Annotated in this window: 26 protein-coding genes and 1 pseudogene; 13 read left to right on the forward strand and 14 right to left on the reverse strand. The window is 61.4% G+C overall.

Features of this window, described 5'->3' with window-relative positions:
- The first annotated feature begins 150 nt into the window (after positions 1-150).
- From ACO06F_RS03805 to ACO06F_RS03815, 3 genes and pseudogenes are all read left to right on the forward strand, one after another.
- A complete protein-coding gene (locus ACO06F_RS03805; protein WP_421695366.1) occupies positions 151-669 on the forward strand; it encodes an Imm26 family immunity protein in 519 nt (172 codons plus the stop codon).
- A gap of 186 nt (positions 670-855) precedes the next feature.
- Positions 856-1,098 (forward strand): annotated as a pseudogene (locus ACO06F_RS03810) (hypothetical protein); the annotation flags it as partial.
- 39 nt (positions 1,099-1,137) lie between these two features.
- Positions 1,138-1,374 carry a hypothetical protein gene (locus ACO06F_RS03815; RefSeq protein ID WP_421696748.1) on the forward strand — a complete coding sequence of 79 codons (237 nt, stop codon included), beginning with the start codon at positions 1,138-1,140 and terminating at the stop codon, positions 1,372-1,374.
- Between the two features lie 235 nt (positions 1,375-1,609).
- On the opposite strand, the gene ACO06F_RS03820 is transcribed toward ACO06F_RS03815, so the two are convergent.
- The 7 genes from ACO06F_RS03820 to dapA form a co-directional block, all read right to left on the reverse strand.
- Positions 1,610-2,071 carry a DUF2155 domain-containing protein gene (locus ACO06F_RS03820; RefSeq protein WP_421695367.1) on the reverse strand — a complete coding sequence of 154 codons (462 nt, stop codon included), beginning with the start codon at positions 2,069-2,071 and terminating at the stop codon, positions 1,610-1,612.
- Positions 2,068-2,820 carry a class I SAM-dependent methyltransferase gene (locus ACO06F_RS03825; RefSeq protein WP_421695368.1) on the reverse strand — a complete coding sequence of 251 codons (753 nt, stop codon included), beginning with the start codon at positions 2,818-2,820 and terminating at the stop codon, positions 2,068-2,070. Before ACO06F_RS03825 ends, ACO06F_RS03820 begins: the two co-directional genes overlap by 4 nt.
- The gene (mlaD, locus tag ACO06F_RS03830) at positions 2,820-3,347 is read right to left on the reverse strand and encodes an outer membrane lipid asymmetry maintenance protein MlaD (protein ID WP_421695369.1); all 528 of its coding nucleotides are present in this window, start codon (positions 3,345-3,347) and stop codon (positions 2,820-2,822) included. Before mlaD ends, ACO06F_RS03825 begins: the two co-directional genes overlap by 1 nt.
- Before the next feature lie 67 nt (positions 3,348-3,414).
- Positions 3,415-3,813, reverse strand: coding sequence for an NADH:ubiquinone oxidoreductase subunit NDUFA12 (locus ACO06F_RS03835; RefSeq protein WP_421695370.1), 399 nt, complete (start codon positions 3,811-3,813; stop codon positions 3,415-3,417).
- Between the two features lie 157 nt (positions 3,814-3,970).
- Positions 3,971-4,462: a peroxiredoxin gene (locus ACO06F_RS03840; protein WP_421695371.1), complete on the reverse strand. Its 492-nt coding sequence runs from the start codon at positions 4,460-4,462 to the stop codon at positions 3,971-3,973.
- A gap of 15 nt (positions 4,463-4,477) precedes the next feature.
- Positions 4,478-4,975, reverse strand: coding sequence for an SsrA-binding protein SmpB (smpB, locus tag ACO06F_RS03845; protein WP_421695372.1), 498 nt, complete (start codon positions 4,973-4,975; stop codon positions 4,478-4,480).
- Position 4,976: 1 nt separating this feature from the next.
- Entirely contained in the window at positions 4,977-5,819 is an 843-nt protein-coding gene (dapA, locus tag ACO06F_RS03850; RefSeq protein ID WP_421696615.1) for a 4-hydroxy-tetrahydrodipicolinate synthase, read from the reverse strand.
- A 256-nt stretch (positions 5,820-6,075) separates the two neighbouring features.
- Between dapA and ACO06F_RS03855 the strand changes: the two genes are divergently transcribed.
- The gene (locus tag ACO06F_RS03855) at positions 6,076-8,220 is read left to right on the forward strand and encodes a transglycosylase SLT domain-containing protein (RefSeq protein ID WP_421695373.1); all 2,145 of its coding nucleotides are present in this window, start codon (positions 6,076-6,078) and stop codon (positions 8,218-8,220) included.
- Between the two features lie 5 nt (positions 8,221-8,225).
- Complete coding sequence (locus ACO06F_RS03860; protein ID WP_421695374.1) at positions 8,226-9,101, forward strand: alpha/beta fold hydrolase; 876 nt, start codon at positions 8,226-8,228, stop codon at positions 9,099-9,101.
- Between the two features lie 93 nt (positions 9,102-9,194).
- On the opposite strand, the gene ACO06F_RS03865 is transcribed toward ACO06F_RS03860, so the two are convergent.
- From ACO06F_RS03865 to ACO06F_RS03875, 3 genes are read right to left on the reverse strand one after another with little or no spacing between them, the layout of a single operon-like run.
- Positions 9,195-9,350 carry a hypothetical protein gene (locus ACO06F_RS03865; RefSeq protein WP_421695375.1) on the reverse strand — a complete coding sequence of 52 codons (156 nt, stop codon included), beginning with the start codon at positions 9,348-9,350 and terminating at the stop codon, positions 9,195-9,197.
- Positions 9,347-9,463: a hypothetical protein gene (locus tag ACO06F_RS03870; RefSeq protein WP_421695376.1), complete on the reverse strand. Its 117-nt coding sequence runs from the start codon at positions 9,461-9,463 to the stop codon at positions 9,347-9,349. Before ACO06F_RS03870 ends, ACO06F_RS03865 begins: the two co-directional genes overlap by 4 nt.
- A 21-nt stretch (positions 9,464-9,484) precedes the next feature.
- Entirely contained in the window at positions 9,485-9,652 is a 168-nt protein-coding gene (locus ACO06F_RS03875) for a hypothetical protein (protein WP_421695377.1), read from the reverse strand.
- A gap of 325 nt (positions 9,653-9,977) precedes the next feature.
- Here ACO06F_RS03875 and ACO06F_RS03880 point away from each other — a divergent pair, with 325 nt between their 5' ends.
- From ACO06F_RS03880 to ACO06F_RS03895, 4 genes are all read left to right on the forward strand, one after another.
- Positions 9,978-11,414 carry a hypothetical protein gene (locus tag ACO06F_RS03880; protein ID WP_421695378.1) on the forward strand — a complete coding sequence of 479 codons (1,437 nt, stop codon included), beginning with the start codon at positions 9,978-9,980 and terminating at the stop codon, positions 11,412-11,414.
- 324 nt (positions 11,415-11,738) lie between these two features.
- Entirely contained in the window at positions 11,739-13,169 is a 1,431-nt protein-coding gene (locus ACO06F_RS03885; RefSeq protein ID WP_421695379.1) for a hypothetical protein, read from the forward strand.
- Between the two features lie 445 nt (positions 13,170-13,614).
- Positions 13,615-15,054 carry a hypothetical protein gene (locus ACO06F_RS03890; protein ID WP_421695380.1) on the forward strand — a complete coding sequence of 480 codons (1,440 nt, stop codon included), beginning with the start codon at positions 13,615-13,617 and terminating at the stop codon, positions 15,052-15,054.
- Between the two features lie 166 nt (positions 15,055-15,220).
- Positions 15,221-16,075, forward strand: coding sequence for a S1 family peptidase (locus ACO06F_RS03895; RefSeq protein WP_421695381.1), 855 nt, complete (start codon positions 15,221-15,223; stop codon positions 16,073-16,075).
- Between the two features lie 313 nt (positions 16,076-16,388).
- Here the strand turns inward: ACO06F_RS03895 and ACO06F_RS03900 are convergent, their stop codons facing one another.
- Both ACO06F_RS03900 and ACO06F_RS03905 read right to left on the reverse strand, forming a co-directional pair.
- Positions 16,389-17,924, reverse strand: coding sequence for a tetratricopeptide repeat-containing sulfotransferase family protein (locus ACO06F_RS03900; RefSeq protein WP_421695382.1), 1,536 nt, complete (start codon positions 17,922-17,924; stop codon positions 16,389-16,391).
- The gene (locus tag ACO06F_RS03905; RefSeq protein ID WP_421695383.1) at positions 17,921-18,892 is read right to left on the reverse strand and encodes a quinone oxidoreductase family protein; all 972 of its coding nucleotides are present in this window, start codon (positions 18,890-18,892) and stop codon (positions 17,921-17,923) included. The genes ACO06F_RS03900 and ACO06F_RS03905 overlap by 4 nt, the downstream gene beginning before the upstream one ends.
- A 75-nt stretch (positions 18,893-18,967) precedes the next feature.
- Here ACO06F_RS03905 and ACO06F_RS03910 point away from each other — a divergent pair, with 75 nt between their 5' ends.
- Positions 18,968-20,164 carry an aminotransferase gene (locus ACO06F_RS03910; protein ID WP_421695384.1) on the forward strand — a complete coding sequence of 399 codons (1,197 nt, stop codon included), beginning with the start codon at positions 18,968-18,970 and terminating at the stop codon, positions 20,162-20,164.
- On the opposite strand, the gene ACO06F_RS03915 is transcribed toward ACO06F_RS03910, so the two are convergent.
- Both ACO06F_RS03915 and ACO06F_RS03920 read right to left on the reverse strand, forming a co-directional pair.
- Positions 20,116-20,823 carry a Crp/Fnr family transcriptional regulator gene (locus tag ACO06F_RS03915; RefSeq protein WP_421695385.1) on the reverse strand — a complete coding sequence of 236 codons (708 nt, stop codon included), beginning with the start codon at positions 20,821-20,823 and terminating at the stop codon, positions 20,116-20,118. The genes ACO06F_RS03910 and ACO06F_RS03915 overlap by 49 nt on opposite strands.
- Positions 20,824-20,894: 71 nt before the next feature.
- Positions 20,895-21,917, reverse strand: a complete 1,023-nt coding sequence (locus ACO06F_RS03920; protein ID WP_421695386.1) for a DUF2279 domain-containing protein — start codon at positions 21,915-21,917, stop codon at positions 20,895-20,897.
- A 640-nt stretch (positions 21,918-22,557) separates the two neighbouring features.
- On the opposite strand from ACO06F_RS03920, the gene ACO06F_RS03925 reads away from it, so the two are divergent.
- The 3 genes from ACO06F_RS03925 (at position 22,558) to ACO06F_RS03935 (ending at position 26,019) form a co-directional block, all read left to right on the forward strand.
- On the forward strand, positions 22,558-22,905 hold the full coding sequence (locus ACO06F_RS03925; RefSeq protein WP_421695387.1) for a PilZ domain-containing protein: 348 nt from the start codon (positions 22,558-22,560) through the stop codon (positions 22,903-22,905).
- A gap of 46 nt (positions 22,906-22,951) precedes the next feature.
- Positions 22,952-24,832, forward strand: a complete 1,881-nt coding sequence (locus tag ACO06F_RS03930) for a methyl-accepting chemotaxis protein (protein WP_421695388.1) — start codon at positions 22,952-22,954, stop codon at positions 24,830-24,832.
- Positions 24,833-24,972: 140 nt separating this feature from the next.
- Positions 24,973-26,019 (forward strand): Gfo/Idh/MocA family protein, encoded by a 1,047-nt coding sequence (locus tag ACO06F_RS03935; RefSeq protein WP_421695389.1) that lies wholly within the window; start codon positions 24,973-24,975, stop codon positions 26,017-26,019.
- The last annotated feature ends 1 nt before the right edge of the window (position 26,020 follow it).

The raw sequence follows: 26,020 nt of genomic DNA on the forward strand, positions 1-26,020 counted from the left end.
AACCGATGACAAGGTGATACAAAGGGGATTAGAGCAGCGGCTCTACGAACAATACAATGCGCCTCTCGATAAGATTAGACCAATCAGCCCTACTAATCCGAGACTGCAAGATTACTTGGGTGCAGCGGACAACTTTATAAAGGGGATACAATGAAAGCAGCACAACGATATCCTGAATCGACAGTCTTTTCCGTACCCTTAGGTGATGGTGAGTTTGCACTTGGTCTAGTCGCGCGACGCGCACCAAGAGCCGCGATGATTTTCGGCTACTTCTTTGGTCCCACAATGAGTTCGATTCCCAGCACGTCGCAGATCCCGGATCTTTTGAGACTGGGCGTGGTTCTTCGGTGCAGGTTTGGTGATTTAGCTCTTCTGAACGGAAAATGGCACGCAATCGGGAAGGTTCCGGCATGGAATAGAAGGGCTTGGCCAATGCCCCTATTCTACCGCGATGAGTACGAGCTGCTGCGGCCGCCTGATTCATCTGCTACGAGACTCTTTCTCATCAAGCGGTCGGATGACAATCCTGCTAAGGTGGAATGGGAACAAAGAGTTCTCGAGCTTCCATCTGACGTGCTGCAGGATTCATTGTACGGTGCAGGCGCGGTTGAAATTCTTTTGCGCAAGTTGCTTGTAGAGAACGACAACGCAGGGCGACTGTTAAACTGACTTTAGGACCACCGATATCGCCCCCAGCGATCGCGTTGCGTGAGACTGCTGGATGCTCGACGGCAACTTCAGGCGATAAGATCCGTCCCACTGCGACAGCATACCCAAAGAAACCAAGTCTTGCCCCGCTTCTCCACGGCTGAATATCTATCTCGATGCGGCAGACGAGCTTATAATGGGCATACAATGAGAGCAGCACAACGCTATCCGGAGTCGACCGTCTTTGCTGTCCCACTAGGGGACCATAGCTTTGGCCTTGGCTTAGTTGCGCGGCGCGCGCCGAGAGCGGCGCAGATCTTTGGATATTTTTTTGGCCCCAGACTCGATGCAGTTCCTGCGGTTGAGCAGATCCCTCCCCTCTCACCAGCCAAAGCTGTCCTCCGCTGTAATTTTGGGGATCTGGGTTTGTTCGAAGGAAGGTGGCCAGTGGTTGGAAAGATGCAAGCTTGGAAAAGAGAAGACTGGCCCATGCTGCTGTTCTATCGGTATGAGTATAAGTTGCTTCCTCCTCCCGATCCCAAGGCAACGAGAGTGTTCCTAATCAAGCGGTCAGATAACAATCCTGCTAAGGTGGAATGGGAACAAAGAGTTCCTGAGCTTCCTTCTGATGTGCTGCAGGATTCATTGTACGGTGCAGGCGCAGTTGAGCTTCATCTACGCAAAATTCTTGTTGAGGGCGAAAAGGCGGCGCGCCGGATGAACTAAATGATCGGGATTACTGAGGTAATCTCTTTAGGCCAAAAATGCAGCTGCTCGGCGGCCATTGGACGGGGCTTCATATTTATGATGGCGCCGGCAGCCTCGCATGACAAATACAATCCTTCCTTGGACAAGATCAGCCCCATCAGACTTTAATCCGCTGGCGTTCAGAGCCCAGCCCAGCTTTGCTCTGCGTTCATTCTCTTGATCAGCGGAAGCGAGCGCTTTCGGCGAAACGGCCTCAATCCTCCGGCTCGCCCTCTTTCGCGGGCTGATCGGGGGTGCCGGTGTCGGGGGCGACTTCGACGGCGGGGGGTGGGGCGTTGGGGTCGCGGCAGCCGGTCAGCCACACGTCATAGGTGGCGTGTTCCATGGCGTTGAGGCCGGGGCTTTCGGCGAACATCCAGCCGGAGAAGACGGATTTGCGGGTGTTGTCGGTTTCGACCTGGTCGATCTGGACGAAGCTTGTGGTCTTCGGCTCCTCGGTGGGGGGCCTGGTGTAGCAGACGTCCGGCTTGACGATGACGCTGCCGAAGCGGCGCTCCTGGCCGATCGGGATCTCGAAGGCGGTCGTAACGCCGGTGATCTTGTCCAGCCCCGCAAACACCGCGATCGGATTGGCAACGCGCTCCGCCTTGGCGGGGCCGCAGGTGCAGGCGGCCAGCAGCACGAGAAGGGCTGTGAGGAGCAGGCGCCTGATCACGTGAAGGCCTCGACCCGCAGGCGGACGTAATCCGCCGTCCAATTCCCATCGGCATCACAAAGGGCGGGGTGAAGAAGATCAACGGCCTGCGCGAGCGCTGCTTCTGCGTCAGCCCCAAACTGCGCGAAGAAGGGCTTGCGGAACAGCAGCAGCCATTCGGCCATGCCAGTCTTGAGGGCGGTGGGGCGCGGAACAAGGGCAATGCGCTTGACCGTGAAGCCATGGCCTTCAAGAAGGCGCTGATAGGCCCTGGGCGCTGGAAAATACCACGGATTGGCGAGCGCCAGATCTCCGCCGCGGCTCAACCCCACGGCGCGCATGGCGGTGACGATTGCTGCCACATTGCCGTGCCCGCCGAATTCGGCCACGAAGCGGCCGCCGGGCTTCAGCGCGCGTGACACACCATCAATGACGGCAGCGGCATCCGGCATCCAGTGCAGCGCGGCGTTTGAGAAGACGGCGTCGAACTCCGCTGTGAAGGTGAGCGCCTGGCCATCCATCAGCCGCGCATCAACACCGCGAGCTTTGGTGGCTTCGATGAAGCTCTCGCTCGAATCCACTCCGGTGACATGGGCGCCCTGTGACTTCAATTCTTCCGTCAGAACGCCATCGCCGCAGCCCAGGTCCAGAATGCGTTCTCCAGCCCGGGGGGCCAGCCATTCGAGCACACCGCCTGCGAGGTCCGAGACGAAGCGCGCATGCGTGTCATAGGCGGTTGCGGACCATTGCTGGCGGCGCGGATCGGACATCAGGGCGTCTGCGGCTCGGCGGCGGGCGCACCGTCAGCGGGGGCCTGGTCCTCGGCTGGCCTTGCGGCGTCAGGCGCGGCCGTGCCCTTGCCTGCGAACATCGCCTGGCTGATCAGCGACCAGATGTCGACCGCACCTTGCGTGTTGGAGATGACGCCGTTATCGGCCAGCATCGTTTCCGAGCCGCCCTGTTCGAGGGCCACGAATTTGGAGCCCAAGAGCCCTTCCGCCGTGATCTTGGCGGTGGCGTCATCCGTGAGCTTCACTTTCGGGTCGAGTTCCATCACCACATTGGCCTGGAAGTTCTCCGGGTTGAGCGTGAAGTCGACAACGGAGCCAATCTTGACGCCGGCAATGCGGACATCCGTTCCCACGCTCACGCCCTCGGCGTTGTCAAATTCCGCACTCACACGATAGGCGCCGGAGGCATGGCCCTTGCCGGAGGTCTGATAGGCAAAGAAGAAAAAGGCCGCCGCGATGACGATCACCGCCGCGCCGATCAGTGTTTCAACTGCCGAGTTCTTCAAAACCCCAACTCCTGTGACTTGTCTTGAGCCCGGATCTCGCATGAGACCCGAGCCGAAATGTGACGCCCTACTCAGGCCGCCAGGCGGAATAATCCGGAGCCGCCGGCGCCGGGCTGGCACCGAGCAGAATGGAGCCCTTGGGCCGGTAGGCGCCGGGCGTGCCCGTCTGATTCGGGAGATGCGGCTTCTGCCATTCATATGGCGTGTAGCTCTCCTCGCTCGGGGGCACGTCATCGCGGTGGTGCATCCAGCCATGCCAGCCGGGCGGAATGGTGGAGGCTTCAGAATAGCCATTATAGACTACCCAGCGCCGCTCCTTGATGGAGCGGGGAAGGGCCGATTTGGCCCGGTAGTATTTGTTGCCGAAGGCGTCCGCGCCCACATATTCACCCTTGCGCCAGGTATAGAGGCGCGTGTTGAGCGTTTCGCCGTTCCACCAGGTGAAGAGCTGCTTCAGGAATAACATGTCGACTCATCCAATGTGGGGCGTCATGCGCCCTGAATTTGCGGCGGAATATGGCGGAAGCCCGGTGCCCCGTCCAGTGCGGAGTTGGGCTGGGCGGCCGCCCTCGTTGCCATGTGTTTTCCTCTCCCTCATTGGGGGGAGAGGACAGGAACTGACGTCAGGACAGTGCCGCCAGCACCTCTGCTGCATCCCGCTCGGGTTCGGGAACGGGGAAGCGGATGCTGGAGATGATGCCGTCGTGGAGGATGAAGGTCAGTCGCTGGAGGTAAAGTTCGCCCCCGGTCTCGAACATGGGGAGGCCAAGGCGGGACTGGAAGGCGCGGTCTTCGTCCGACAGGAGGCGGAAGGTGAGACCATTGCGGGTGACAAATTCCTTCTGCCATTCGGTGGACAGAAGGCTGAGGCCAAAGAGCTTGACGCCCAGCCTGCGGAAATGGCCATAGGCTTCCGAATAGGCGAGCGCCTGCGGAGTGGAGCCATGGGCGCCGGGAATATGATCCCAGTTGTGCGGATCGGCGTGCCCGGGCCTGCCGGTGTAGGGGTAACAGAAGATGACGGCCGGCCCCAGGATGCGGGACGGGTTGACGGGGCTGCCGGACGTCGCCTCGAGATCGACGTTCGGCATCTTGCGGCCCACGAGATGCTGCATGAAAACCATTCTGCGTCAGCCCTTGTCGCGCAGGAGGCGGGCGCGTTCGCGGTCCCAGGAGCGCTCCTTAATGGTCTCGCGCTTGTCATGGAGTTTCTTGCCGCGGGCCAGCGCAATATCGACCTTCACCCGCCCGCGCGGATTGAAGAACATCTTGAGCGGCACGATGGTCAGATGCTCCTTCAGCACGCCCGAGGAGAGCTTGTTGATCTCGGACTTGTGGAGCAGCAGCTTGCGCGGCCTCTTGGGCTCATGGTTGAAGCGGTTCGCCTCCCGGTATTCCGGGATGTTGGAATTGATGAGCCAGAGCTCGCCGCCCTTCATCGTGGCATAGGCCTCCGCCAGATTGGTGTGGCCGGTGCGCAGCGATTTCACCTCCGAGCCTTTGAGTTCAACGCCCGCCTCGAAGCTCTGTAGGATCTCATAGTCATAGCGGGCGCGGCGGTTGTCCGAGACGACCTTGATGCCTTCCTGCTGGCGCGACGCCTTCGCGCCGCCGCTCTTTGAACTCATCTCAGTTCAGAAGCCCGGCATGGACCATGGCCTCACGCACCGCGATCTTGGTGGGCTCGCTGACCGGCACCATGGGCAGGCGCGATTCCGGCGTGCAATGGCCGAGGAGGCTCACCGCATATTTCACGGGGCCGGGGCTCGTCTCCACGAACATGGCGTGGTGCAGCGGCATCAGCCGGTCCTGGAGCGTGAGGGCCGCGGCATAGTCGCCCTTCAGCGTTGCCTCCTGGAATTCGGCGCAGAGCTTGGGTGCCACATTGGCGGTGACGGAAATGCAGCCGACGCCGCCATGGGCGTTGAAGCCGAGGGCCGTCCCATCCTCGCCCGAGAGCTGGATGAAATCCTTGCCGGAGGCGAGGCGCTGGCGGGAGGGGCGGGTCAGATCGGCGGATGCATCCTTGGTGCCGATGATGTTCTTGCAGTCGTGCGAAAGCCTGGCCAGCGTCTCAACCGAGATGTTGGCCACGGTGCGGCCCGGCACATTGTAGACAATGATGGGAATATCAACGGCATCCGCGATGGCCCTGAAGTGGGCATAGAGGCCCTCCTGCGTGGGCTTGTTGTAATAGGGCACAACCACGAGGGCGGCATCAGCACCTGCTTCCTTGGCGTGCTTCGTATAGTCGATCGCTTCCTGGGTGCTGTTGGAGCCCGTGCCCGCAATCACCGGCACGCGGCCCTTCGCCTCCGCGATGCAGATCTCGATCACGCGCTTGTGTTCCTCCGGGTCCAGCGTGGGGCTTTCACCCGTGGTGCCGACGGGAACCAGACCGTGTGAACCCTGCTCGATGTGCCAGTTCACCAGTTTCCGGAACGCCTTCTCGTCAACCTCCCCGTTCTGCATGGGGGTGATGAGGGCGGGAAAGGAACCTCTGAACTGCACATTGAACGGCACGGGGAGTACTCCGGTAATGACTTGGAAACCATGGGGCTCTAGTTTCGCCGCCCAAGCGTTTCCGCTGGCCTGCAAACGGCGCGCACCATAGTCTTTTGCCGGTTGAGCGGCAAGCGCCGTCCGGAGGATACGCCCAAAGCCATGCTAAGGGCACAATTACGCCCTAGCGGCGGATTTTATGACGCGTTTTTTGATTGGACCGTACATGCGTATCAGCCAGTTCCTGCGTATCAGCCTCATGGCCCTCGCCACCTCGACTGCGGTGGTTTCTCCCGGATTCCTGAGCGGAACAGGTTTCGTGCTGGCTGCTGCCAACCCCTCAGGGGCGGCGATCGAGGCCGCGCGGCTTGCGGTCAAGGGTGATTTCGTGGCGGCGGGTGAAGCGGCCCAGCGCTCAGGCGATGTGGCGGCAATCAAGCTGGTGGAACTCATCTATCTGCGCGACCACCCGAATGATGCGGGCTATCAGCGAATCCTCGCCTTCCTCGACTCGGCTCCCAACTGGCCGCTGTCCGAAGCGCTGCTGAAGCGGGCCGAGCGCTCGCTTTATGTGAATAACGAGTCGCCTGAGCTGATCCTCAACCATTTCGCCAAGCGCAAGCCGGTGACGGACCAGGGCTCACTGGCGCTGGCCCGTGCCCTTCTCGCCACGGGCGACAAGGATGGTGCCCGCCGCCAAGTACAGAAGGTCTGGGCCGATCCGGAACTGACGGCGGAGTTCGAAAAGCAGATTTCCTCCGAGTTCGGCAAGCTGCTGACGGTTGATGACAATAAGCGGCGCCTGTGGGGCTTGATCTATGCGCAGGAAACCAACGCCGCGCTCCGTGCGGCGAAGCGCCTGCCTTCGGAATATCAAAAGGCCGCCGCCGTGGCGCAGAAGCTGGTGCGGGGCGAGGCCGGCGCGGACAAGCTTTACGCCGCACTCCCCTCCTCCATGCGCGAGACGCTGGGGATGAAATATGCCCTCACCCGCTATTACCGGGTGAATGAGAGTTACTCAAAAGCGCGCGCCGTGCTGCTGACGGTTCCGGCCGATGCCGCCAAGATGGGCGATGCCGGGGCCTGGTGGGTGGAACGGCGCATCGTGGCCCGGCACTCGATCGGGATCAGCGCGCCCAACAGCGCGAAGGCCGCCTATCAGATCGCCAGTGCCCATGGCTTCACTGAGGGCGATGCCGCCGTTGAGGGAGAGTTCCTCGCGGGCTGGATTGCGCTCCGCTACATGAAGGCGCCCGAGACGGGCTTGAAGCATTTCCAGCGACTGGCCGAGATTGCACCCTCACGCACCGAAAAGGCGCGCGCAGGCTATTGGTCTGGCCGCGCCTATGAGGCGATGGGCGAGAAGGCCTTGGCCAAGGCCGCCTACAAGCAGGCTTCCAGCTATTCCACCATCTATTACGGCCAGCTGGCGCGCGAGAAGATCGGGCTCGGCAAGGTGCCGGAAGAAATCGAGAGCGGAGAAGCCTCATCCGCCGCCCAGGCGATGGTGGCCAAGGATGAGGTGGTTCGCGCCTTCAAGATCATGGCCGAGGTCGGAAACCAGAACGACCTCTATATGTTCCTGTGGTCCTTCGCCAACCGCTTCGACACGACCGATCAGATGAATGCGGTCGCCGATATCGTGTGGAGCCAGGGGGGCGCCACCATGGCGGTGCGCCTTGCCAAGGCCGCCGCCCAGCGCAACATAGACATCGATTCCTGGGGCTACCCGATCCGCGCACTGCCTGACTGGAAGCCGGTGGGCAGGCCCGTGGAACGGCCGCTGGTCTTCGCGCTTGCCCGTCAGGAAAGCGAGTTCAACCCCAATGCCGGCAGCAAGGTGGGCGCTCAAGGGCTGATGCAGATCATGCCGGGAACGGCCAAGCTCATCGCCAAGCAGCATGGCCTCAAATATAATCCGAGCACGCTGATGAACCCCCAGGTCAATGTGCAGCTGGGGGCCGCCCATCTGGGCGATCTCGTGGCCGACCACGACGGCTCCTATGTTCTGACGCTCGTCTCCTATAATGCAGGCCCGCGCCGGTCCCGTGAGTGGCTGGCGGAATATGGGGACTTCCGCTCAGGCCAGGTGGATGCAATCGACTGGGTGGAATCGATCCCCTTCCAGGAAACCCGGCAATATGTGCAGAAGGTGATGCAGAACCTCCATGTCTATCGCTCGCGCCTGGCACCCAAGACGGTCCGGCCGATGACGGCGGACCTGATGCGCGGTGCGCGTTCGGACGACCTCAGCGTTGCCTCCACCTCGGCTCCGCCCGAGGTGCAGCAGGCAGAGCAGCAGGCGGCACCGCCCAAGGCTTGTGCGAAGGCGTCGCTTGCCGATCTCATCACCGGCTCCGGCTGCGACTGACGGCGATGGATTTCACCGCGTGCCACGTGACCGCCGAAGACGGCACACGGCTTTACGCGCGCGATTATGGCGAGCGGCCGGGCGGGCTTCTGCCCGTTGTTTGCCTTCCCGGCCTCACGCGCAATTCAAAGGACTTCGAGACGGTTGCACCCTGGCTGGCGGAAAGCCGCCGCGTGGTGGCCGTCGATTTCCGCGGGCGGGGCTTGAGCGGACGCGCCGATCCTGCCAGCTACCGGCCGGACCAGGAAGTGGCGGATACGCTCGCGATGCTCGATCACCTCGGCATCGGGCGCTTTGCCATCATCGGCACGTCGCGCGGGGGCATAGCCGCCATGGTGATGGCGGCGCGCGCCCTGCCCCGCATGGCGGGTGTCGCGTTCAACGACATCGGCCCGCGCATCGACAAGGCGGGGTTGCTCCGTATACGGAGCTATCTCGGAGCCGATCCGCAGTTCGAAAGCTGGGCGGCGGCGGTCGCGGCGCTCAAATCCAGCAATCCGGGCTTTCCTTCGCTGGATGAGGCCGCGTGGCTCACCTTCGCAAGGCGCGTCTACCGCGAGGAGACAGGCGTTCCGCGCGCGGATTATGATCCGGCCCTTTCCCAGAACTTCCCGTCAGTCGCGGAGATCGAGGCCGGCAAGGTGCCTGAGCTATGGCCGCTGTTCGAGATGATGGCGGATGTGCCCTCGCTAGTGCTGCGCGGCGCCAATTCCGATCTCCTCAGCGAAGAGACGGTGCAAGAGATGGGCAGGCGGCACCGGCGGCTTGACGCCGTGACGGTGAAGGACCGCGGCCATGTTCCCTTCCTCGACGAGGACGAAAGCCGCATCGCCATTGCCCGCTGGCTCAAGGCTGTGGACGGCGGTTTAGCCTTGCCTTGATACGGCGGCTCAACTCATAGGCCGCGGCTCCCAGCGGGCAGCCCAGCAGAAATGCGGCGGGCATCCACAGGCCCAGTTCGACAATGTAATGTATCACGGCTGCTGCGGCTTCTCACTGCCTTCGGCCGCGGTGCGCCAGCCTACCCAAGCACCAAGCCCCATCGACACCAGCAACCAGAACCAGTGGAACTGAAGCACGTAGAGCGTGCCGGTGAAATTGAACGGCTCCTCAAGCAAGCCGCCCATCATGGCTTCAGCATCTGCAGATGGGCCTCGACCCTCCGGATGCCGGGGGTTTCCGCGAGGATCGACAGCGCCTTATTTGCCGCCGCGTGCGTGGGCGCGTCACCGCGCAGCAGCACGTCACGGCCATCGACTGCCAGCTAAGCCCAGCCCTGCCCCTGGGCAGCCAGCCGCGATTCGGCGTTGGCGAGCAGGTTCTGCTGCAAGTGCTTTCCTTCCAGCACCACCGCCGCAAGGAGCGGCAAGACGGCAAGAGGCAGGTGCGCGAGCCAGCGAAGCGGCCGGAATGGACCGGAGATTGCATTCATTCCGGCAGTATTCCGCATCTTTTAGGTTGAGTCGAGACCTCACCCATGCGTTTCCCGGATGCGGTGCCGCAGTCCTGCGGGAATGCAATCCTTTTCATTTTTGCAATAGATTATGAAATTGATTTCATTTGCCATTTCACCCTGGTGGACTGTGGCAAAGCTGTAACAGACGGCAAGATTCCCACCAGAATTCTCTTCCAGACGTTGACCGTCCCGCCATTTCGGAACACAACTGCGGCGTGCTCGACCACATCGTGCATTTTCCTCCGGATCCATTTGCAGGGGATGGGGGGTCACTCAACTCCAAGACTTGGGAGAATAAGAAATGAAGATGACGAAAATGGCGCTCCTGGCTGGTGCGGCGATTGCCGTAACCGGTGCTGCCGCCCACGCCGACGAGCTGCAGGACCTGAAGGCCCAGATGGAGGTCCTCAACGCCCGCGTCGCTGCCATGGAAACCGCCCCCGCAGTTCCGGCCGGCTACAAGCTGCTCACCGTCTCCAAGGGTGAAGCCCTGCAGGTTCCCGGCCTCGATCAGTCCAACCAGGACCGTTTCTCGCAGGGCAACCGCTCCACCATCATCAGCGTCATGCCGACGGCTGATGCCCCGGCCGGCACCACGATCTCGTGGTCGGGCTATGTCCGCGCGGCGATCGTTTATACTGGCAATGACGATTCGGCTGAGTTTCAGCGTTCCACGCGTGCTAATACAGCTGGTTCGTGGACTAAGGGCACCGGCACCGCTAATCACGAAAAGTTCAGCAACAACACTGATGATTGGGATGTGAAGGCCCGCGGCCAGCTCCGCGTTGTCGCCACCACCGATACCGCTGTTGGCGAAGTCGGCGTCGAGTTGAAGCTGCGCGCTGACATGAACGGCAACGGCTCGTCCGACGTCTATGTCAAGACGGCCTGGGGCTACTGGGCGATGACCCCGGAACTGACGCTCGGCGGCGGTTATTCGGGTTCGCTGGGCAACATCGGCTACGGCTATGATGGCGCCTGCAGCTGCTACTACACCGACAATGCCGACGTGGGCTTCGATCCGGGTGACACCACCCAGATGCGTCTGTCCTATGTTTCCGGTCCGTTCAGCGCAGCTGTCGCGATCGAAGACGCCAGCTTGCAGAACGGAGACGGCGAGAACGACAAAGTCAACAGCGACAACCTCGGCGCTGCCGGTGAGATCAAGTACTCGGGCGACTCGTTCTCGGGCGAAATCTCGGGTGTGTATCGCGCTGTCAACGGTGAGGACTACGACAGTGCCAACCTCGGCTACAATGCAGATGTTGACAACCTCTGGCAGATCGGCGCAGGCGTCGGCTTCAACCTCGGTGACATTGCCAGCATCTCGCTTGCCGCCGCGATGGGTGAAGGCCCCTACCAGACGGTCAATGACTCCACTGGCAACATCGACAACAGCTTCGGTGTGAATAATCAGTGGTGGGGTGTGTCCGGCTTGGCTACGGCCAACCTGTCTGACACGGTCCATGCTGAAGCCGGTGCGGGTTACAAGCATCGCGAAGGCGACGACTTCAAGACCACGGGCTGGAATTATGACGGCTTTGAGTACGACACCTACGCGTTCCTCGGCGGCCTGTACTACACGCCTGTCGATCAGCTCACGATCGGTCTCGAAGGCGAATGGTTCACCCAGTCCTGGGACTTTGAGCGGACGGACCTTGCTGGAACCACCCGCGACACACTTGATGTGGATCGTGACAACTGGACCGTCGACCTCGTGTCGGTCTGGCGCTTCTAATCATCGACTCACGTGATTTGCGAGACGGCCCGCTTCGGCGGGCCGTTTTCGTTTGCGGAGGTACACGCAAGGGCGTCTTGCAGCGGGCATGCTGCAGTATATTCAAACTCCTGATTGTTTTATGAGGCTTTTCAGGGCCCCAACTGTGGCAATTCCGTTACAGAGTCCACGCAATCAAATTCTGCAATATGTGAATGCGTTGATTTCTCCGGCGTTCGGCGCGACAAGAAACACGTGCTCGATGCAGTCGTGCATGGCCTTCCCGAAAACCGTTTGCAGGGGATGGGGGGCTCCTCAACTCCAAGAGACTTGGGAGAACAAGAAATGAAGTCAATCAAGATGGCGCTCCTGGCTGGTGCTGCGGTTGCCGTGACCGGTGCCGCCGCCCACGCCGACGAGCTGCAGGACCTGAAGGCCCAGATGGAGGTCCTCAACGCCCGCGTCGCCGCCATGGAAACCGCTCCCGCGGTTCCGGCCGGCTACAAGCTGCTTGCGGTCTCCAAGGGCGATGCCCTCCAGATCCCCGGCCTTGACCAGTCCCACCGTGAGCGCTTCACGCAGGGCGACAATGCCACGATCATCAGCGTCCTGCCGACGGCTGATGCTCCCGCCGGCACCACGATTTCGTGGTCTGGCTACGTCCGCGCCGCAATCGTTTACAACGGCAACGATTATTCCGAGAAACTGTCCCGCTACAGTGACTCGGGCGGCGGCTACTACAAGTACAGCGGCGGCAAGTACAGCGATGACACCGACGATTGGGATGTGAAGGCTCGCGGCCAGCTCCGCGTTGTCGCCACCACCGACACCGCCGTTGGCGAAGTCGGCGTCGAATTGAAGCTGCGCGCCGACATGGACGGCAACGGCTCCTCCGACGTCTACGTTAAGGTGGCGTGGGGCTACTGGGCAATGACACCGGAACTGACGCTCGGCGGCGGTTACGCTGGTTCGCTCGGCAACATCGGCTACGGCTATGATGGCGCCTGCACCTGCTACTACACCGACAATGCAGACGTTGCCTTCGATCCGGGTGACACCACCCAGATGCGTCTGTCCTATGCGTCCGGTCCCTTCAGCGCTGCCGTCGCGATCGAAGACGCCAGCTTGCAGAACGCAGACGGCGACATTGGTGCCGTCAACGGTGACAACCTCGGCGTTGCCGGTGAGATCAAGTACTCTGGCGACTCGTTCTCGGGCGAGATCTCGGGCTTGTACCGCTCGACCAACAATGACGACTACGACAGCTACAACCTCGGTTACAATTCTGACATCGACGGTCTGTGGCAGGTCGGCGCCGGTGTCGGCTTCAACCTCGGCGACATTGCCAGCATCTCGCTCGCAGCCGCCCTGGGTGAAGGCCCCTACCAGACGGTCAATGACCAGACGGGTGACATCAGCGGCAATTATGGCGTGAACAACAAGTGGTGGGGCGTGTCTGGCTTGGCATCTGCCAACCTGTCTGACGCGGTCCATGCGGAAGTCGGCGCGGGTTACAAGCATCGCGAAGGCGACAACTACAAGACCTACAACTACAAGTACTCAGGCTTCGACTACGATACCTACGCGTTCCTCGGCGGCCTGTACTACACGCCCGTCGATCAGCTCACGATCGGTCTCGAAGGCGAATGGTTCACCCAGTCCTGGGACTTCGAGCGTAAGGGCATCGTTGGTGAGAGCACCCAGTACACCAAGGACAAGCTCGACGTGGATCGCGACAACTGGACTGTCGACCTCGTATCGGTCTGGCGCTTCTAAGTTTTCCCTGCAAACGATCTCTACAAACGGCCCGCTTCGGCGGGCCGTTTTCGTTTGCGTGGAGCTGAGTCGTGAAGAGTCGGTTCATAGCCTGTCCCGGGTCATGCTCCTGACAATTGCAATTGCCTCCAGATTGCCGATTAGGTCAGCAAGGATGACCTAACTCACCTGCCTTTTCAGGCGACTTGGTGGCAAGTTCCTGATTTTTATGCAATTTCGCTCCCTTCTGCGTTGATTGGAAGCGTCCCAGTGCCCGCCTTAAGTGTGGCAACTTGGTCACATATCAGCCGCAAACGTTCTCAATCGATGCTTCCCGAATTGACCCGCAATCGAATTCAACGGCAAAACAACGTCAGTGCCCGACCCGTTCGTGCATGGCCTTCCCGAAAACCGTTTGCAGGGGATGGGGGGCTCCTCAACTCCAAGAGACTTGGGAGAACAAGAAATGAAGTCAATCAAGATGGCGCTTCTGGCTGGTGCGGCGGTTGCCGTAACCGGTGCTGCCGCCCACGCCGACGAACTGCAGGACCTGAAGGCCCAGATGGAGGTCCTCAACGCCCGCGTCGCCGCCATGGAAACCGCTCCCGCGGTTCCGGCCGGCTACAAGCTGCTTGCGGTCTCCAAGGGCGATGCCCTCCAGATCCCCGGCCTTGACCAGTCCCACCGTGAGCGCTTCACGCAGGGCGACAATGCCACGATCATCAGCGTCCTGCCGACGGCTGATGCACCGGCCGGCACCACGATTTCGTGGTCTGGCTACGTCCGCGCCGCGATCATTTACAACGGCAACGATGATTCAGCAAAGGTCTCGCGCTATTCTAAGTACAACAGCAGCGGTAGCAGCTACTATAAGTACACCTCTGCCAAGGCCAGCGACGACACGGACGATTGGGATGTGAAGGCTCGTGGCCAGCTCCGCGTTGTCGCCACCACCGACACCGCCGTTGGCGAAGTCGGCGTCGAGTTGAAGCTGCGCGCCGACATGGACGGCAACGGCTCCTCCGACGTCTACGTCAAGACGGCTTGGGGCTACTGGGCGATGACCCCGGAACTGACGCTTGGCGGCGGTTACGCTGGCACGCTCGGCAACATCGGCTACGGCTATGATGGCGCCTGCAGCTGCTACTACACCGACAATGCCGACGTGGGCTTCGATCCGGGTGACACCACCCAGATGCGTCTGTCCTATGCTTCCGGTCCCTTCAGCGCAGCTGTTGCGATCGAAGACGCCAGCACCTCCGGTGGCGACCTCAACGGCGACAACCTCGGCGTTGCCGGTGAGATCAAGTACTCGGGCGACTCGTTCTCGGGCGAAATCTCGGGTGTGTATCGCGCCGTCAACAGCGACGACTACGACCGCTTCGACGTCAACGGCAATCAGATCTATGATGCCAGCGTCGACAATCTCTGGCAGATCGGCGCAGGCGTCGGCTTCAACCTCGGCGACATTGCCAGCATCTCGCTCGCAGCCGCCTTGGGTGAAGGCCCCTACCAGACGGTCAACGACCAGACCGGCAACATCGACAACAACTTCGGTGTGAACAACAAGTGGTGGGGCGTGTCCGGCTTGGCTTCTGCCAACCTGTCTGACACGGTCCATGCTGAAGCCGGTGCTGGTTACAAGCATCGCGAAGGCGACAGCTACAAGACCACGACCTGGAAGTATGACGGCTTCGACTACGACACCTACGCGTTCCTCGGCGGCTTGTACTACACGCCCGTCGATCAGCTCACGATCGGTCTCGAAGGCGAATGGTATACCCAGTCCTGGGACTTCCAGCGTACGAGCAACGCCAACTACTCTGAGTCCTATACCTACAAGGACAAGCTCAACGTCGATCGTGACAACTGGACTGTCGACCTCGTATCGGTCTGGCGCTTCTAAGTCTTTCCCTGCAAACGATCTTGGAGAACGGCCCGCTTCGGCGGGCCGTTTTTTTGCATAGCGCACATGCCGAGCACCCTGCCCTGCTTCTTTTTCGGAAATTGGGGAATCCGGGCCATTCTGTGGCCCGATTTTGTGCTATGAGGCAGGACTACACGAGAGACAGATGTTGCCTCCCTTTCGCCCGCTCATTTCACTCGCCTGCCTTGGCCTGTTGCTTGCCGCTTGCGAATCGACCTCAAGCGTCGATCTTGAAAGCCGCAATTTCAACGTGCAGCAGACATCCGTGCCGCCTGGTGAAGCTGTTGCCAGCACCGAACAGGTGACGAGCCTGGTGCGCCGCTCCGGCCCCTCTTATGTGACGCTCATCGTCTCTCAGACAGCCGCGGCCGACATTGTGGCGAAAGAAACCCGAAAAGGAACGCCGATCACCTCCGGCAGCGGTTTCGTGGTCGATAACGCGGGCTATGTGATGACCGCCGCCCATGTGGGCAAGCGCATCGGCAATACGGTGTCCGCCAAGGCCGCCAATGGGCGTGTCTATTCAGGCGATGTGATCGCCATCCGGCCCGACAATGACATGGCCATCGTGAAGCTGCGCGGCTTCTCCGGCAAGGCGGTCACACCCGGTGACAACAAATGCCTCGCCAAGGGATCCTTCGTCTATTCCCTGGGCCGCCCTCATGCGCAGGGGGACACAGCGCGACTCGGCGAGTTCGAATCGGCAAGCTTCGGCCAGACAGTTCATTATGCCGGGCCCGATGCCAAATTCGGCTATCCCGACGCGATGGTCCTCAGGCTTTCGACTCAGAAGGGCGAATCCGGCGGCCCGCTGTTCGATTCCCGCGGGGACCTCGTGGGCATGGTGGTGAGCACGCTCTATGACAATGCCGGCCAGCCGCTGAATCTCGCCCATGCCGTTCCGTCCCGCACACTGGCGGGCTTCCTGTGCAGCACGGTTGCCTGTTCGTCGCAGTGGAAGGCAATCGCCAGCGGCGCAGGCGGCAACTGCTCGTCCTGAGCCTGGTCAGATGGTGCGCTCGAGCGGGGCATCTCGCACCGTCTTGCCAGCGCGGGCCGGCATCCCGCTTTGCTTGCGCACATGCCGATATAAAGCGGGACCCCAGCCTTCGCTGGGGTGACGGAATGAATGGGGTGTAAATCGGCGCAGGGTTAGCTGAGATCGGCTTCCAACTCGCACCGTCATGCCAGCGAAGGCTGGCATCCCGCTTTGCTTGCCGCACGCGCTGACACAAAGCGGGACCCCAGCCTTCGCTGGGGTGACGGAACGGTTAGGGTGTAGTCTCAGTGATCGCGCGTGACTGCACGATGCTCTAGCTTTCGCTTTCCGCCAGAATGGGCCCGAGGTGGCGTTCATAGGGTTTCCAGCGTGCCACGGAACCCGTATTTATTCCTAACCTGACCTGCAACCGGCTGAAGGTGGCAACCGCGCCCTTGTTGCGCTCCGGGTGGAAACACGCCTCTTCCGGATCGAGGCCCAGATAATCAAGCAAAGCGTTGATCGTGGGCTCCGGCTCGATCACCAGGCGCTCATAGGAGAGATCGAACACGCGGCCCGGCAGGACCTGGCCCCAATGCTCCATGAGGCGACGATATTGCTTATGATAAGCAGCATAATCCGCCGGATCGTAGCTATAGGAATGTGCGGCGTTCATTTCCGTCTGAAGGGCTGAAATGAAGGTATCCGCCGCATGCCTTGTGCAATGAACGAAGCGTGCCTTGGGAAAGAGGATCGCGGCCTCTGCGATGAAGCGGAAATTGAGCGGCATCTTGTCAACTGCCAGTTCCTTGTCCGGAACGACGTATCGCAATGTCTTCTCATATAGCGTTGCGAGCGCAGACGCTGCTTCTTCACTTGCCATGCCTGAGAATTTCGCGGCCACATAGGTCATGGTTTCAAGTTCGCCCGCATTGCCGGCGCGGCTGTGCGCGGAGATGATTTGCGCGGCCAGCGTGGTGCCTGACCGTGGCAGGCCCAGCACGAAAATTGGTGCGTATTCGCTGCGGCCATAGCGCGCCTGCAGCTGCTCCATGCTATCGCGATCGAAACGCGCGATGCGCTGCTCAACCTCGCGCGTGAAGGCGGCCGTCACGGAAGGAGCTTTCAGCAGCTTCTTTCCCGCCACGAAGCTGTCAAAAGCCTCATCGAAACGGCGGCTGTTCTGCAGCATCACGCCGCGCCTGATCATCAGGTCACTGCGGTCCAGGGAAGACAGGCGGCTGCTGGCGAGTTCCTGCTCGACCATTCGGAACATCATCGAGTCTGCATCATGTTTGCGCGTGCTTGAAAGCAGGCACACATAGCGCGCACGGAAAGGCGTTGACTCAAGATGGCGCGCAATGAGTTGCTCCGCATCCTCGATCCGCCCGAGGGACAACAAGCATTCCAGCATGTCCAGCCTGATTGCGGGCCTGGCCTGCTCCGGGGCTTTGGCGAGCGCCTGCTCGAGACTGGCCAATGCCTCCTCCATATGGCCAATGCGGGATTGAAATGAGCCGTAGCGCCAGGCGGTTTCAAAGCTCTTCGGCGCGATCTCGCGGGCCTTGCCATATTGGACGGCAGCTTCGGGCACGCGGCCCATGCTGAGAAGGCAAAGGCCGTAATTGAGGCGGTAGTTGGTGTTCTGCCCGTCGAGCGTTACAGCGCGGGCCAGATGCGGTTCCGCCTGCTCGAATCGCCCAGACGCCTGAACAGCAATTCCCAACGAAAATTGCGCCGGTGCCGCAAGCGGGTTTCCCGCCACGATGCGCCGTGCCAGAGATTCCGCCGCGGCGAGATCGCCACGGGCCATCGCATCATCAACCTGCCGCAGCGCCTCACGCAGGTGCTGGGACCGGCTTCCCATCATGGGATCAAGACCGTGGTGCCCGTCGTCTTACGGCTTTCGAGATCGCGGTGGGCCTGCACCACCTCCGACAGCGCATAATGCTGGTTGACGGGGATCTTCACCTTGCCGCTTTCCACGATGCTGACCAGATCGCTCGCGGTTTCACGCAGGTCTTCATCAGAGGCCGTGAAGGTGTTGAGCGTGGGCCTGGTGATATAGAGCGAGCCGCGGGCCGAGAGGAGGCCCAGATCAAAATTCTTCACGGGGCCCGAGGCATTGCCGAAACTAACCAGAAGCCCGCGCGGCTCAAGGCAGTCGAGGGAGGTCATGAGCGTCGCCTGGCCCACACCGTCATAAACGACGGGAACGCCCTTGCCGCCGGTCAATTCCTTCACGCGGGCAACCGTATCTTCCGTAGAGGAATTGATGACATGGTCACAGCCATGGGCGCGGGCAATCGCCATCTTCTGCTCTGAGCCCACGGTGCCGATCACCGTGGCACCCAGCGCCTTGGCCCATTGGCTGAGGATGAGGCCAACGCCACCTGCCGCTGCATGCAGCAGGATCGTCTCGCCCGGCTGCACCTTGTAGGTGGCGCGCAGCAGATAGCGAACCGTCATGCCCTTCAGCATCATGCCGGCCGCCGTTTCGTCTGCAATCGCGGCGGGAAGTTTGGTCAAGCGGCCTGCGGGAAGAATGCGCACGTCCGAATAGGCGCCAATGGGGCCCGTACCATAGGCAATCCGGTCTCCCGGCTGCAAACGCGTCACCCCCTGCCCCACCTCCTCCACGATTCCCGCCGCCTCGAGGCCAAGCCCGGAGGGAAGCGGCAAGGCATAGAGGCCCGAGCGGTGATAGGTGTCGATGTAATTGAGGCCGATTGCCGTGTGGCGCACGCGCACCTCTCCTGGGCCAGGAGCGCCCACCTCCACGTCCACGAGCTTCATGACGTCGGGGCCGCCCGTCTCCGTGATCCGGATTGCTTTCATGCTTGCACCTCCTGGCGGTGCCCGGCATCTTCCGGCGCAACCGCAGTTTCGATTCAAATCCGTTGGTGCCCCATCATGACATATGCCGTCAATCCCGCCATCAGCCGGATCGAAGCACCTCCCATCATCGAGGCGCAGGGCTGGGTGAGGCCGGGGCTCCGGAACCGCAAGCTCCTTAATCTTTGCCAGGCGGTGCCGAGCTGGTCTGCCGCGGACGCGCTGGACGAGGAAGTCGCGCGGCTGGCGCATGAACCGGGCATCGGCCTTTATACCGACATCTACGGCATTGCCGAATTGCGGGCCGCGATTGCCGCGCATCTCTCAGCGGACTACCGGGGAAAGATTGCAGCGGAGAATGTCTGCGTCACGGCAGGCTGCAACCAGGCCTTTGCGGCCTCGATCATGGCGATTGCCAAGGCTGGCGACAATGTGATCGTGCCGGTGCCCTATTTCTTCAATCACACCATGTGGCTCGGCATGCTGGGCGTCGAGGCGCGCTACATCTCTGGAATTGGAGCGCCCGACCCGCAGGAGGCGTTGAAGCTCATTGATGCCAACACCCGCGCCATCGTGCTGTGCACCCCCAACAACCCGACAGGTGCGATTTATTCGCCGGAGGTGCTGCAGGGCTTCTTCGAGGTGGCGCGGGCACGCGGAATTGCGCTGGTGATCGACGAAACCTACAAGGATTTTCGTGCAGGTGCAGCACCCGCACATGCGATCTTCTCAACACCGGGCTGGGAGGATTGCTTTATTCACCTCTACAGCTTCTCCAAGGCCTATGCGATGACGGGTTATCGCGTAGGCTCCATCACCGCGTCCACCCGCATTCTGGCGGAGATCGAGAAGATCATGGATTGCCTGGCGATCTGTACCGCGCATCTCTCACAGCGGGCGGCGCTGTTCGCGCTCACCTCGCTTGAAGACTGGAAGGCGGAGAAGATTGCGAATATGCATGGCCGCCTTTCCGCGCTCCGGCAGGCCTTCGGGCGGACGGGGCTTCGCTACGAGCTGGTCAGCTCAGGCGCTTTGTTCGCCTATGTAAAACATCCGTTCACGGATGAAACGGCCAAGGCCGTGGCCATGCGGCTGGCGGGCGAGCACGACCTTCTATGCCTGCCGGGCTCCATATTCGGGCCGGGCCAGGAGGCTTACCTGCGAATCGCTTTCGCCAATGCGGAAGCCTCAGACATGGAGGTGCTGGTGGACCGGCTGATCGAAAGTCAGATCTCGGCCATATCCGCCAGTTCATCGGGGCGCGCGATCAGGTAGAAGCTGCCTTCACGCGCGAGGATGCCGTCCCGCAGCAAATCATTGATGGCGCGGCTGGCGTTTTCACGCGCAACGCCTGCCATGCCGGCAATATCGTTCTGAGTGATCTTGTTGGGAAGCAGGACGGTGCCATTGGCGCGCGCTTCGCCCAATCCCTGTGCGAGGGAAGCGAAAGCCCGCGCCACCCGGCCCGCCACGGTGACGGTGCCCTGCGCCACCACGGAATCATTCGTCTGGCGCAGCCTGCGGGTGAGGATTTTCAGCGCCTCCCGGTAGACCATCGGGTTGGCGTCCGCCAGGCGGAAGAAGGCGCCCTTGGACATGTGGAGCAAGTGGCACGGCTTCAGCGCGGAGATGGTGGCCGAGCGCGGCTGATCGTCGAACAGGGAAAGCTCCCCGATGAGAGCGCCGGGGCCCAGCACCGCGAGCAACCGCTCCTGCCCGTCTTTGGCGATGACCGCAGCCTTCACCACGCCATCGCGCAGGAAATAGCAGCCGTCACCCGGATCTCCGGCATGGAGCAGCACCTGCCGCACCTTGAGGTCCACCGGCATTGCAGCTTCGAGCAGGGCGCGGCGGACCGTCCACGGCATGAGGGGCGGTGCCGGGCGCCTTGCTGGGCGGCCGGAATTCACGTTGCGGGTTTCATGGCGAAGCACGTTGCACTCTCCGCGGCAATATATGCCAGCATTAGCATAGCTGCGTGCGCGGTGGAACGGGGCGGAGCCGGTTAGTTATGATAGGACGTGGCGGCGTAGGTATAGGGCGGCTGCCAGTATTCGAGAAGCGTGCTTGCCGCTTCGCCCGGCATGGTGTTCCGCACGTCCGGCGCTTCGCCCAGCAACTCATTCAGGTTGAGGCCGATGGCCAGATAGGGCACGCGCTTCGGATCCACGTCCTTGGCGCGGGTTTCGTCCGTGAAGCCCTCAGTGTAGTAGCCGGCCTGTAGTTCCACGAAGCGGAGCGGCGTATCCTCCAGCTTGTCAAAGCCGGAAAGCTTCAGCGCGAGGAGGTATTTCTGGCCGTCGTAATCGGTGGCAGGGCCCCACTCATGGTAGTCCGAGGCGCCCCAATATTCCATGCGGTAATCCAGCTTGTCCGCGAGCCCCGGAACGGTGTTGCGCAAGAATGAGAAGGTGGCGCCCACGCCATCCGCGATCAGGTCTTCATAAGAGAAGCCGTGTTTGCCGGCGAAACCATCAAAGAACTCGATGTAGGTCTGGAAGCCCATGCCGAGAAGGGCACCGGTGAGAGCGGCGTTCTTGGGATCGTCCACCGAGTGGGCAATGCGCTGGGTGAAATATTGCGAGATCACATAGCCGGTATAGGCATGGCCCAGCTTGTCCATGCCGCCATATTTCGTGTCTTCGCCGAACCAGCCTTCACTCTGGAAGTGGTAGCCCGAAGAGCCCCATTCCCAGTTCTTGATTCCGAACACGGTGACGCCGCCGTAAAGCGCCAGCAGATCCCACTTCACGGATTTCGACTGGTCCCAGAAGGTCTGGAAGCTGTAGTCGCCATATTGCGACACGTCGATGTGCTGGAGGTTATAATCCAGGGCATTGATGAAGTTCGCGGCGGGCGAATTGGTGCGTTCTGGCCGAACGGGGTCAGTGTAGGAGGCCGGGATGATCTGCAGTTTGTCCTGCTTGGTGATTCTCTGGACTTCATCCGAGGTGAGGATGGCTTCATCGCTGAGAGGTATCAACGGCTGAAGCGCTGCCAGATCGAAAGCGGCAGCTCCGCTGGTCAACACCTCGCCTGCCTGCGCGGCACCACAAAGTGCCACGGACAGGAAACAACCCACTGCAACTGCGCCCGAGCGATACATGCCGGAAGTGTTACCCGAAAGTTTACGACGCTCCAAGAGGGTTTAACATCAGCTGGCGTTATCATGAACAAGGCGTTTCCGCCGGCGCAGCGGACTGCCCCCAGCCCGTTGGCGGACTCCACCGCTGCTGGTCCTTCATTTGCGTGAAAACCCTTTTCTTTTCTGTGGCTTGACGCGCAATCCAAAGCTTCGTGCTTTGACAAGATTTCCTGCATTGGTTGAGTTTTCTCCTCATTGGCGACTGAACCTCAACCATGATCAAACACGCCTCATGAAGGACACTGCGGCAGCCGTTTCCACGGCCAACCAACCCCAGCCTTGCACCCTGCGCGCGCAGCTGCCCTGTCCCAGGTGAATCGCCAAACCCGCATGGCCAGAGAGCGTCTGACGCCTGGTGACGTTTTCCCAGATGCTCCGAGTGTCAACTCCTCCGTGTGCGGAGCGAACGCTCCAACGCCATAAGCGCCGCCACGTCCCACGGACCGGCTCAAGCTTGAGGCAACGTTGCTGGCATAGCGTCGGCAACCCGACCCAGCCGAGGACATGCGTGCATGCCGAACTCATGAGGAGGGACATTGAGGAGACCAGCCCCGCACCGCTGATGCGCCGGCGGTCGGAACGCCGTTCCTGTGATCTGGCCGTGCGCCTCATCACCGGCAATGGCGTGGGCCGCGCCCGTCTACGCGATATTTCCGCAGAAGGTGCGGGCTTCGCGGCCGACATCATCCTGGCGTTGCGGCCGGGCGACAAGCTGACCATCGAGCATGATCAGCTCGGCAGCATTCCCGGCATCGTGCGCTGGGCAGCTCCGCCGCGCTACGGCGTCGAATTCCAATCCGGCGGACAGCCGATGACCCGTCTCAATACCTATCTTGACGCCTTGCGGCCACCGCCGGGCGAAGCTCTCTGAAACCCTAACCAACCCTTAACGCAAGAACAGACATGGCGGACAGCATATGAAGAAAAGCCTCTTCACCATTCAGCGGCTGATGATCATCTTCGGACTCGTGATCACGGGGCTCCTGGCCTTCCTCGGGCTGCAGACTTACAGCTCCATCAGCGAAATCAGGATCGGAAGCGCCAATTATGACCGGATCATCGGCGGCAAGGACCTGATTGCCGACATTCTGCCGCCGCCGCTCTACCCGGCGGAGGCCTTTTCTTACATGCATATCCTGGAAGATGAACCGGAGCTTCTGCAGAGTCTCAACCCACGCCTCGACCGGTTGGAATCCGACTACAAGCTGCGCCTCGCCTATTGGAAGGAACACATGGAGGCCCTGGGGCTCATGTCCAACGAGGAGTGGAGCACCCTCAGCACGGAGATTGAGCGCCGCAATATGCAGTTCTGGTCCGATTTCCGAAATCGCATCATTCCTGCTTTCCAGCGCGGAGACGCCGCGGCGATCGACAGTCTTTCAAAGACCATGAGCCATGACTTCATCAGTTTTGGCGTCTACATGACGGAGCGGGCCGAAAAGCTTGCGGCAACTGCCGGCGCAATTGAAAAGGCAAGCATCGCGCAGTCCGGCACCGACCTCAACCTGGTGACGGGCTTCAACATCGGCATCGTCCTCATCATCATGATCATGCTGATCGGCGCGCACCAGTTCGTGATCCGCGCAATCACCACGATGTCGAGCACCATGGCGAGACTGGCCGGTGGCCACCTGGACGAGGACGTGCCCTATGCCGAACGTGGCGACGAAGTGGGCCAGATGGCGCGCTCGCTTGCGGTGTTCAAGGATCAGGCGGTGCAGAACCGGCGCAATGACGAGAACTCGAACCACATCATCACCGTGCTGGGCCAGGGGCTTGAAAACCTCGCCAAGGGGAACCTCACCTTCCGCATCGACACGCCTTTCCCCGATGCGCTGGACAGGCTGCGGCAGTATTTCAACTCCGCGGCTGACAGCCTGACCGACACCATCAATTCGGTGAAGCGCGGCTCCTTCGGCATCAAGTCCGGCACAGAGGAAATCGCACAGGCCTCCGACAACCTGTCGCGCCGCACCGAGAACCAGGCCGCCAATCTCGAAGAAACTGCGGCGGCCGTGGCTGAAATCACCTCGACGGTGAAGAAGACCGCGGAAGGCGCGCAACATGCCCGCAACATGGTGACGGCGGCCAAGGAAGACGCGGACAAGAGCGGCGTCGTCGTGAAGCGCGCCGTGGAGGCGATGCAGGGGATCGAGAAATCCTCCCAGGAGATCACCCAGATCATCGGGGTCATCGACGAGATCGCCTTCCAGACCAATCTGCTGGCGCTGAACGCCGGTGTGGAAGCAGCGCGCGCTGGCGATGCGGGGCGTGGCTTCGCAGTGGTTGCCTCGGAAGTGCGCGCACTCGCTCAGCGCTCCGCGGAGGCCGCGAAGGAGATCAAGGGCATTCTCTCCACCTCGCGCCACCAGGTGCAGGAGGGCGTGCAGCTGGTCGCCGACACCGGCACGTCGCTCCGCCAGATCATCGACCGGGTGAACGACATCAACGGCATCGTCAACGAGATCGCCCGCAGTGCCGAACAGCAGGCAACGGGCCTTCAGGAGGTGAACACCGCCGTCGACCAGATGGACCAGGTGACACAGCAGAACGCCGCGATGGTGGAAGAAGCAACCGCCGCCACCCGCACGCTGACCCAGCAATCGGGCGAGCTGGCGCAGATCGTCTCACGCTTCACCACTGCTGCCAGCGCCATCATCGCGCATGCCGAGGAAGCCCGCGAGAGCCACCGCCCGGCGCCGCGCGCACCCGCACCGCCGCGCAAATCGAAAGTGGCGGCATCAGGCGGCGGATCCCCAAAGTCTGACTCAGGCGATGCGGGCTGGGAAGAGTTCTAAGCTTCCCGCACGAAACCCCGAAGAGCCCCATGCTCACGCATGGGGCTTTTGCTGCTTCTCCCTGCCCCCATTGATTTCGCAAGGCGCTGCCCGCAAACTCACGTCACATCAAAGTTGATCAGAGAAGACGGAGGCGGCAAATGGGGAAAACGGTGGCCATAGGCATGGTGGGATGCGGCTTCTACGCGCAAAATCACCTGAACGCCTGGGCGGACCTCAGGCCGGAGGGCGCCATTCTCTCCGCCGTATGTGACCGCGATCCCGCCAAGGCCGAAGCCGCGGGCAAGACCTTTGGCGTTCCCCATTTCACAGACATGGAGCAGATGCTCGATGCCGTGGACATTGGCCTTCTCGATATCGCCACCCGCATGGACACGCACAAGGCGCTGGCCGCGATTGCCGCCAAGCGCGGCATTGCTGCGGTGGTGCAGAAGCCCTTCGCACCCACGTGGGATGAGTGCGTGGAGATCGTCGAGACGGCGCGCAAACACGGGGCATGGCTTGCGGTGCATGAGAATTTCCGCTTCGCTTCCGCTATGCGCGCGGTGAAGAAGATCCTCGACCAGGGCACCATCGGCACGCCCAACTGGGCCAGGCTTTCATGGCGCACCGGCTTTGACGTCTATCGCGGCCAGCCCTATCTCGCCGAAGAGGAAAAGCTGGTGATTCAGGATGTGGGCATCCACATCCTCGATCTCGCGCGCTATTTCCTGGGCGAAGTTTCCCACCTGTCCTGCGAGACGCAGAAGCGCAATCCGAAGATCCGGGCGGAAGATACGGCCAGCATCCTGATGCGCCATTCCTCTGGTGCGGTCTCAATCGTCGAGGCGAGTTATGGCGCCAAGCGCCGGGACGACCCCTTCCCCGAGACCATGCTCGAAATCGAAGGCGACGGCGGCTCCGTCATCCTCACCAAGGGCGAGAAGCTGATCGTGACCACGCAGGGCTTAAGTTTCGAGGACAATGTGGGAGGCCCTCTGCTGCACTGGACAAGCCGGCCCTGGCACGTCTCCCAGGAGGCGGTGCTCCACACCAACCGCCACATGTTCGAGCGGTCCCGGGACGGCATACCGGCGGATACATCGGGTGAGGACAACCTCAAGACCTATGCGCTGGTCGAGGCCGCTTATGAGGCGGCGCGCACGCACGCTGCAGTGAAGCCGGTGCAATGGGTGCCGAAAGCCTGAC

The organism is Aestuariivirga sp., from assembly GCF_965227715.1.
Taxonomy (GTDB): Bacteria; Pseudomonadota; Alphaproteobacteria; order Rhizobiales; family Aestuariivirgaceae; genus Aestuariivirga.

Coding starts and splice junctions, on each gene's coding strand:
- ACO06F_RS03855 (WP_421695373.1), top strand. CDS start 6,076: ATGCGTATCAGCCAGTTCCTGCGTATCAGCCTCATGGCCCTCGCCACC.
- ACO06F_RS03895 (WP_421695381.1), top strand. CDS start 15,221: ATGTTGCCTCCCTTTCGCCCGCTCATTTCACTCGCCTGCCTTGGCCTG.
- ACO06F_RS03910 (WP_421695384.1), top strand. CDS start 18,968: ATGACATATGCCGTCAATCCCGCCATCAGCCGGATCGAAGCACCTCCC.
- ACO06F_RS03925 (WP_421695387.1), top strand. CDS start 22,558: ATGAGGAGGGACATTGAGGAGACCAGCCCCGCACCGCTGATGCGCCGG.
- smpB (WP_421695372.1), bottom strand. CDS start 4,975: ATGAGTTCAAAGAGCGGCGGCGCGAAGGCGTCGCGCCAGCAGGAAGGC.
- ACO06F_RS03880 (WP_421695378.1), top strand. CDS start 9,978: ATGAAGATGACGAAAATGGCGCTCCTGGCTGGTGCGGCGATTGCCGTA.
- ACO06F_RS03885 (WP_421695379.1), top strand. CDS start 11,739: ATGAAGTCAATCAAGATGGCGCTCCTGGCTGGTGCTGCGGTTGCCGTG.
- ACO06F_RS03825 (WP_421695368.1), bottom strand. CDS start 2,820: ATGTCCGATCCGCGCCGCCAGCAATGGTCCGCAACCGCCTATGACACG.
- ACO06F_RS03815 (WP_421696748.1), top strand. CDS start 1,138: ATGCTGCTGTTCTATCGGTATGAGTATAAGTTGCTTCCTCCTCCCGAT.
- ACO06F_RS03890 (WP_421695380.1), top strand. CDS start 13,615: ATGAAGTCAATCAAGATGGCGCTTCTGGCTGGTGCGGCGGTTGCCGTA.
- ACO06F_RS03875 (WP_421695377.1), bottom strand. CDS start 9,652: ATGAATGCAATCTCCGGTCCATTCCGGCCGCTTCGCTGGCTCGCGCAC.
- dapA (WP_421696615.1), bottom strand. CDS start 5,819: ATGCAGAACGGGGAGGTTGACGAGAAGGCGTTCCGGAAACTGGTGAAC.
- ACO06F_RS03905 (WP_421695383.1), bottom strand. CDS start 18,892: ATGAAAGCAATCCGGATCACGGAGACGGGCGGCCCCGACGTCATGAAG.
- ACO06F_RS03840 (WP_421695371.1), bottom strand. CDS start 4,462: ATGCAGCATCTCGTGGGCCGCAAGATGCCGAACGTCGATCTCGAGGCG.
- ACO06F_RS03930 (WP_421695388.1), top strand. CDS start 22,952: ATGAAGAAAAGCCTCTTCACCATTCAGCGGCTGATGATCATCTTCGGA.
- ACO06F_RS03805 (WP_421695366.1), top strand. CDS start 151: ATGAAAGCAGCACAACGATATCCTGAATCGACAGTCTTTTCCGTACCC.
- ACO06F_RS03865 (WP_421695375.1), bottom strand. CDS start 9,350: ATGATGGGCGGCTTGCTTGAGGAGCCGTTCAATTTCACCGGCACGCTC.
- ACO06F_RS03860 (WP_421695374.1), top strand. CDS start 8,226: ATGGATTTCACCGCGTGCCACGTGACCGCCGAAGACGGCACACGGCTT.
- ACO06F_RS03835 (WP_421695370.1), bottom strand. CDS start 3,813: ATGTTATTCCTGAAGCAGCTCTTCACCTGGTGGAACGGCGAAACGCTC.
- ACO06F_RS03900 (WP_421695382.1), bottom strand. CDS start 17,924: ATGATGGGAAGCCGGTCCCAGCACCTGCGTGAGGCGCTGCGGCAGGTT.
- ACO06F_RS03935 (WP_421695389.1), top strand. CDS start 24,973: ATGGGGAAAACGGTGGCCATAGGCATGGTGGGATGCGGCTTCTACGCG.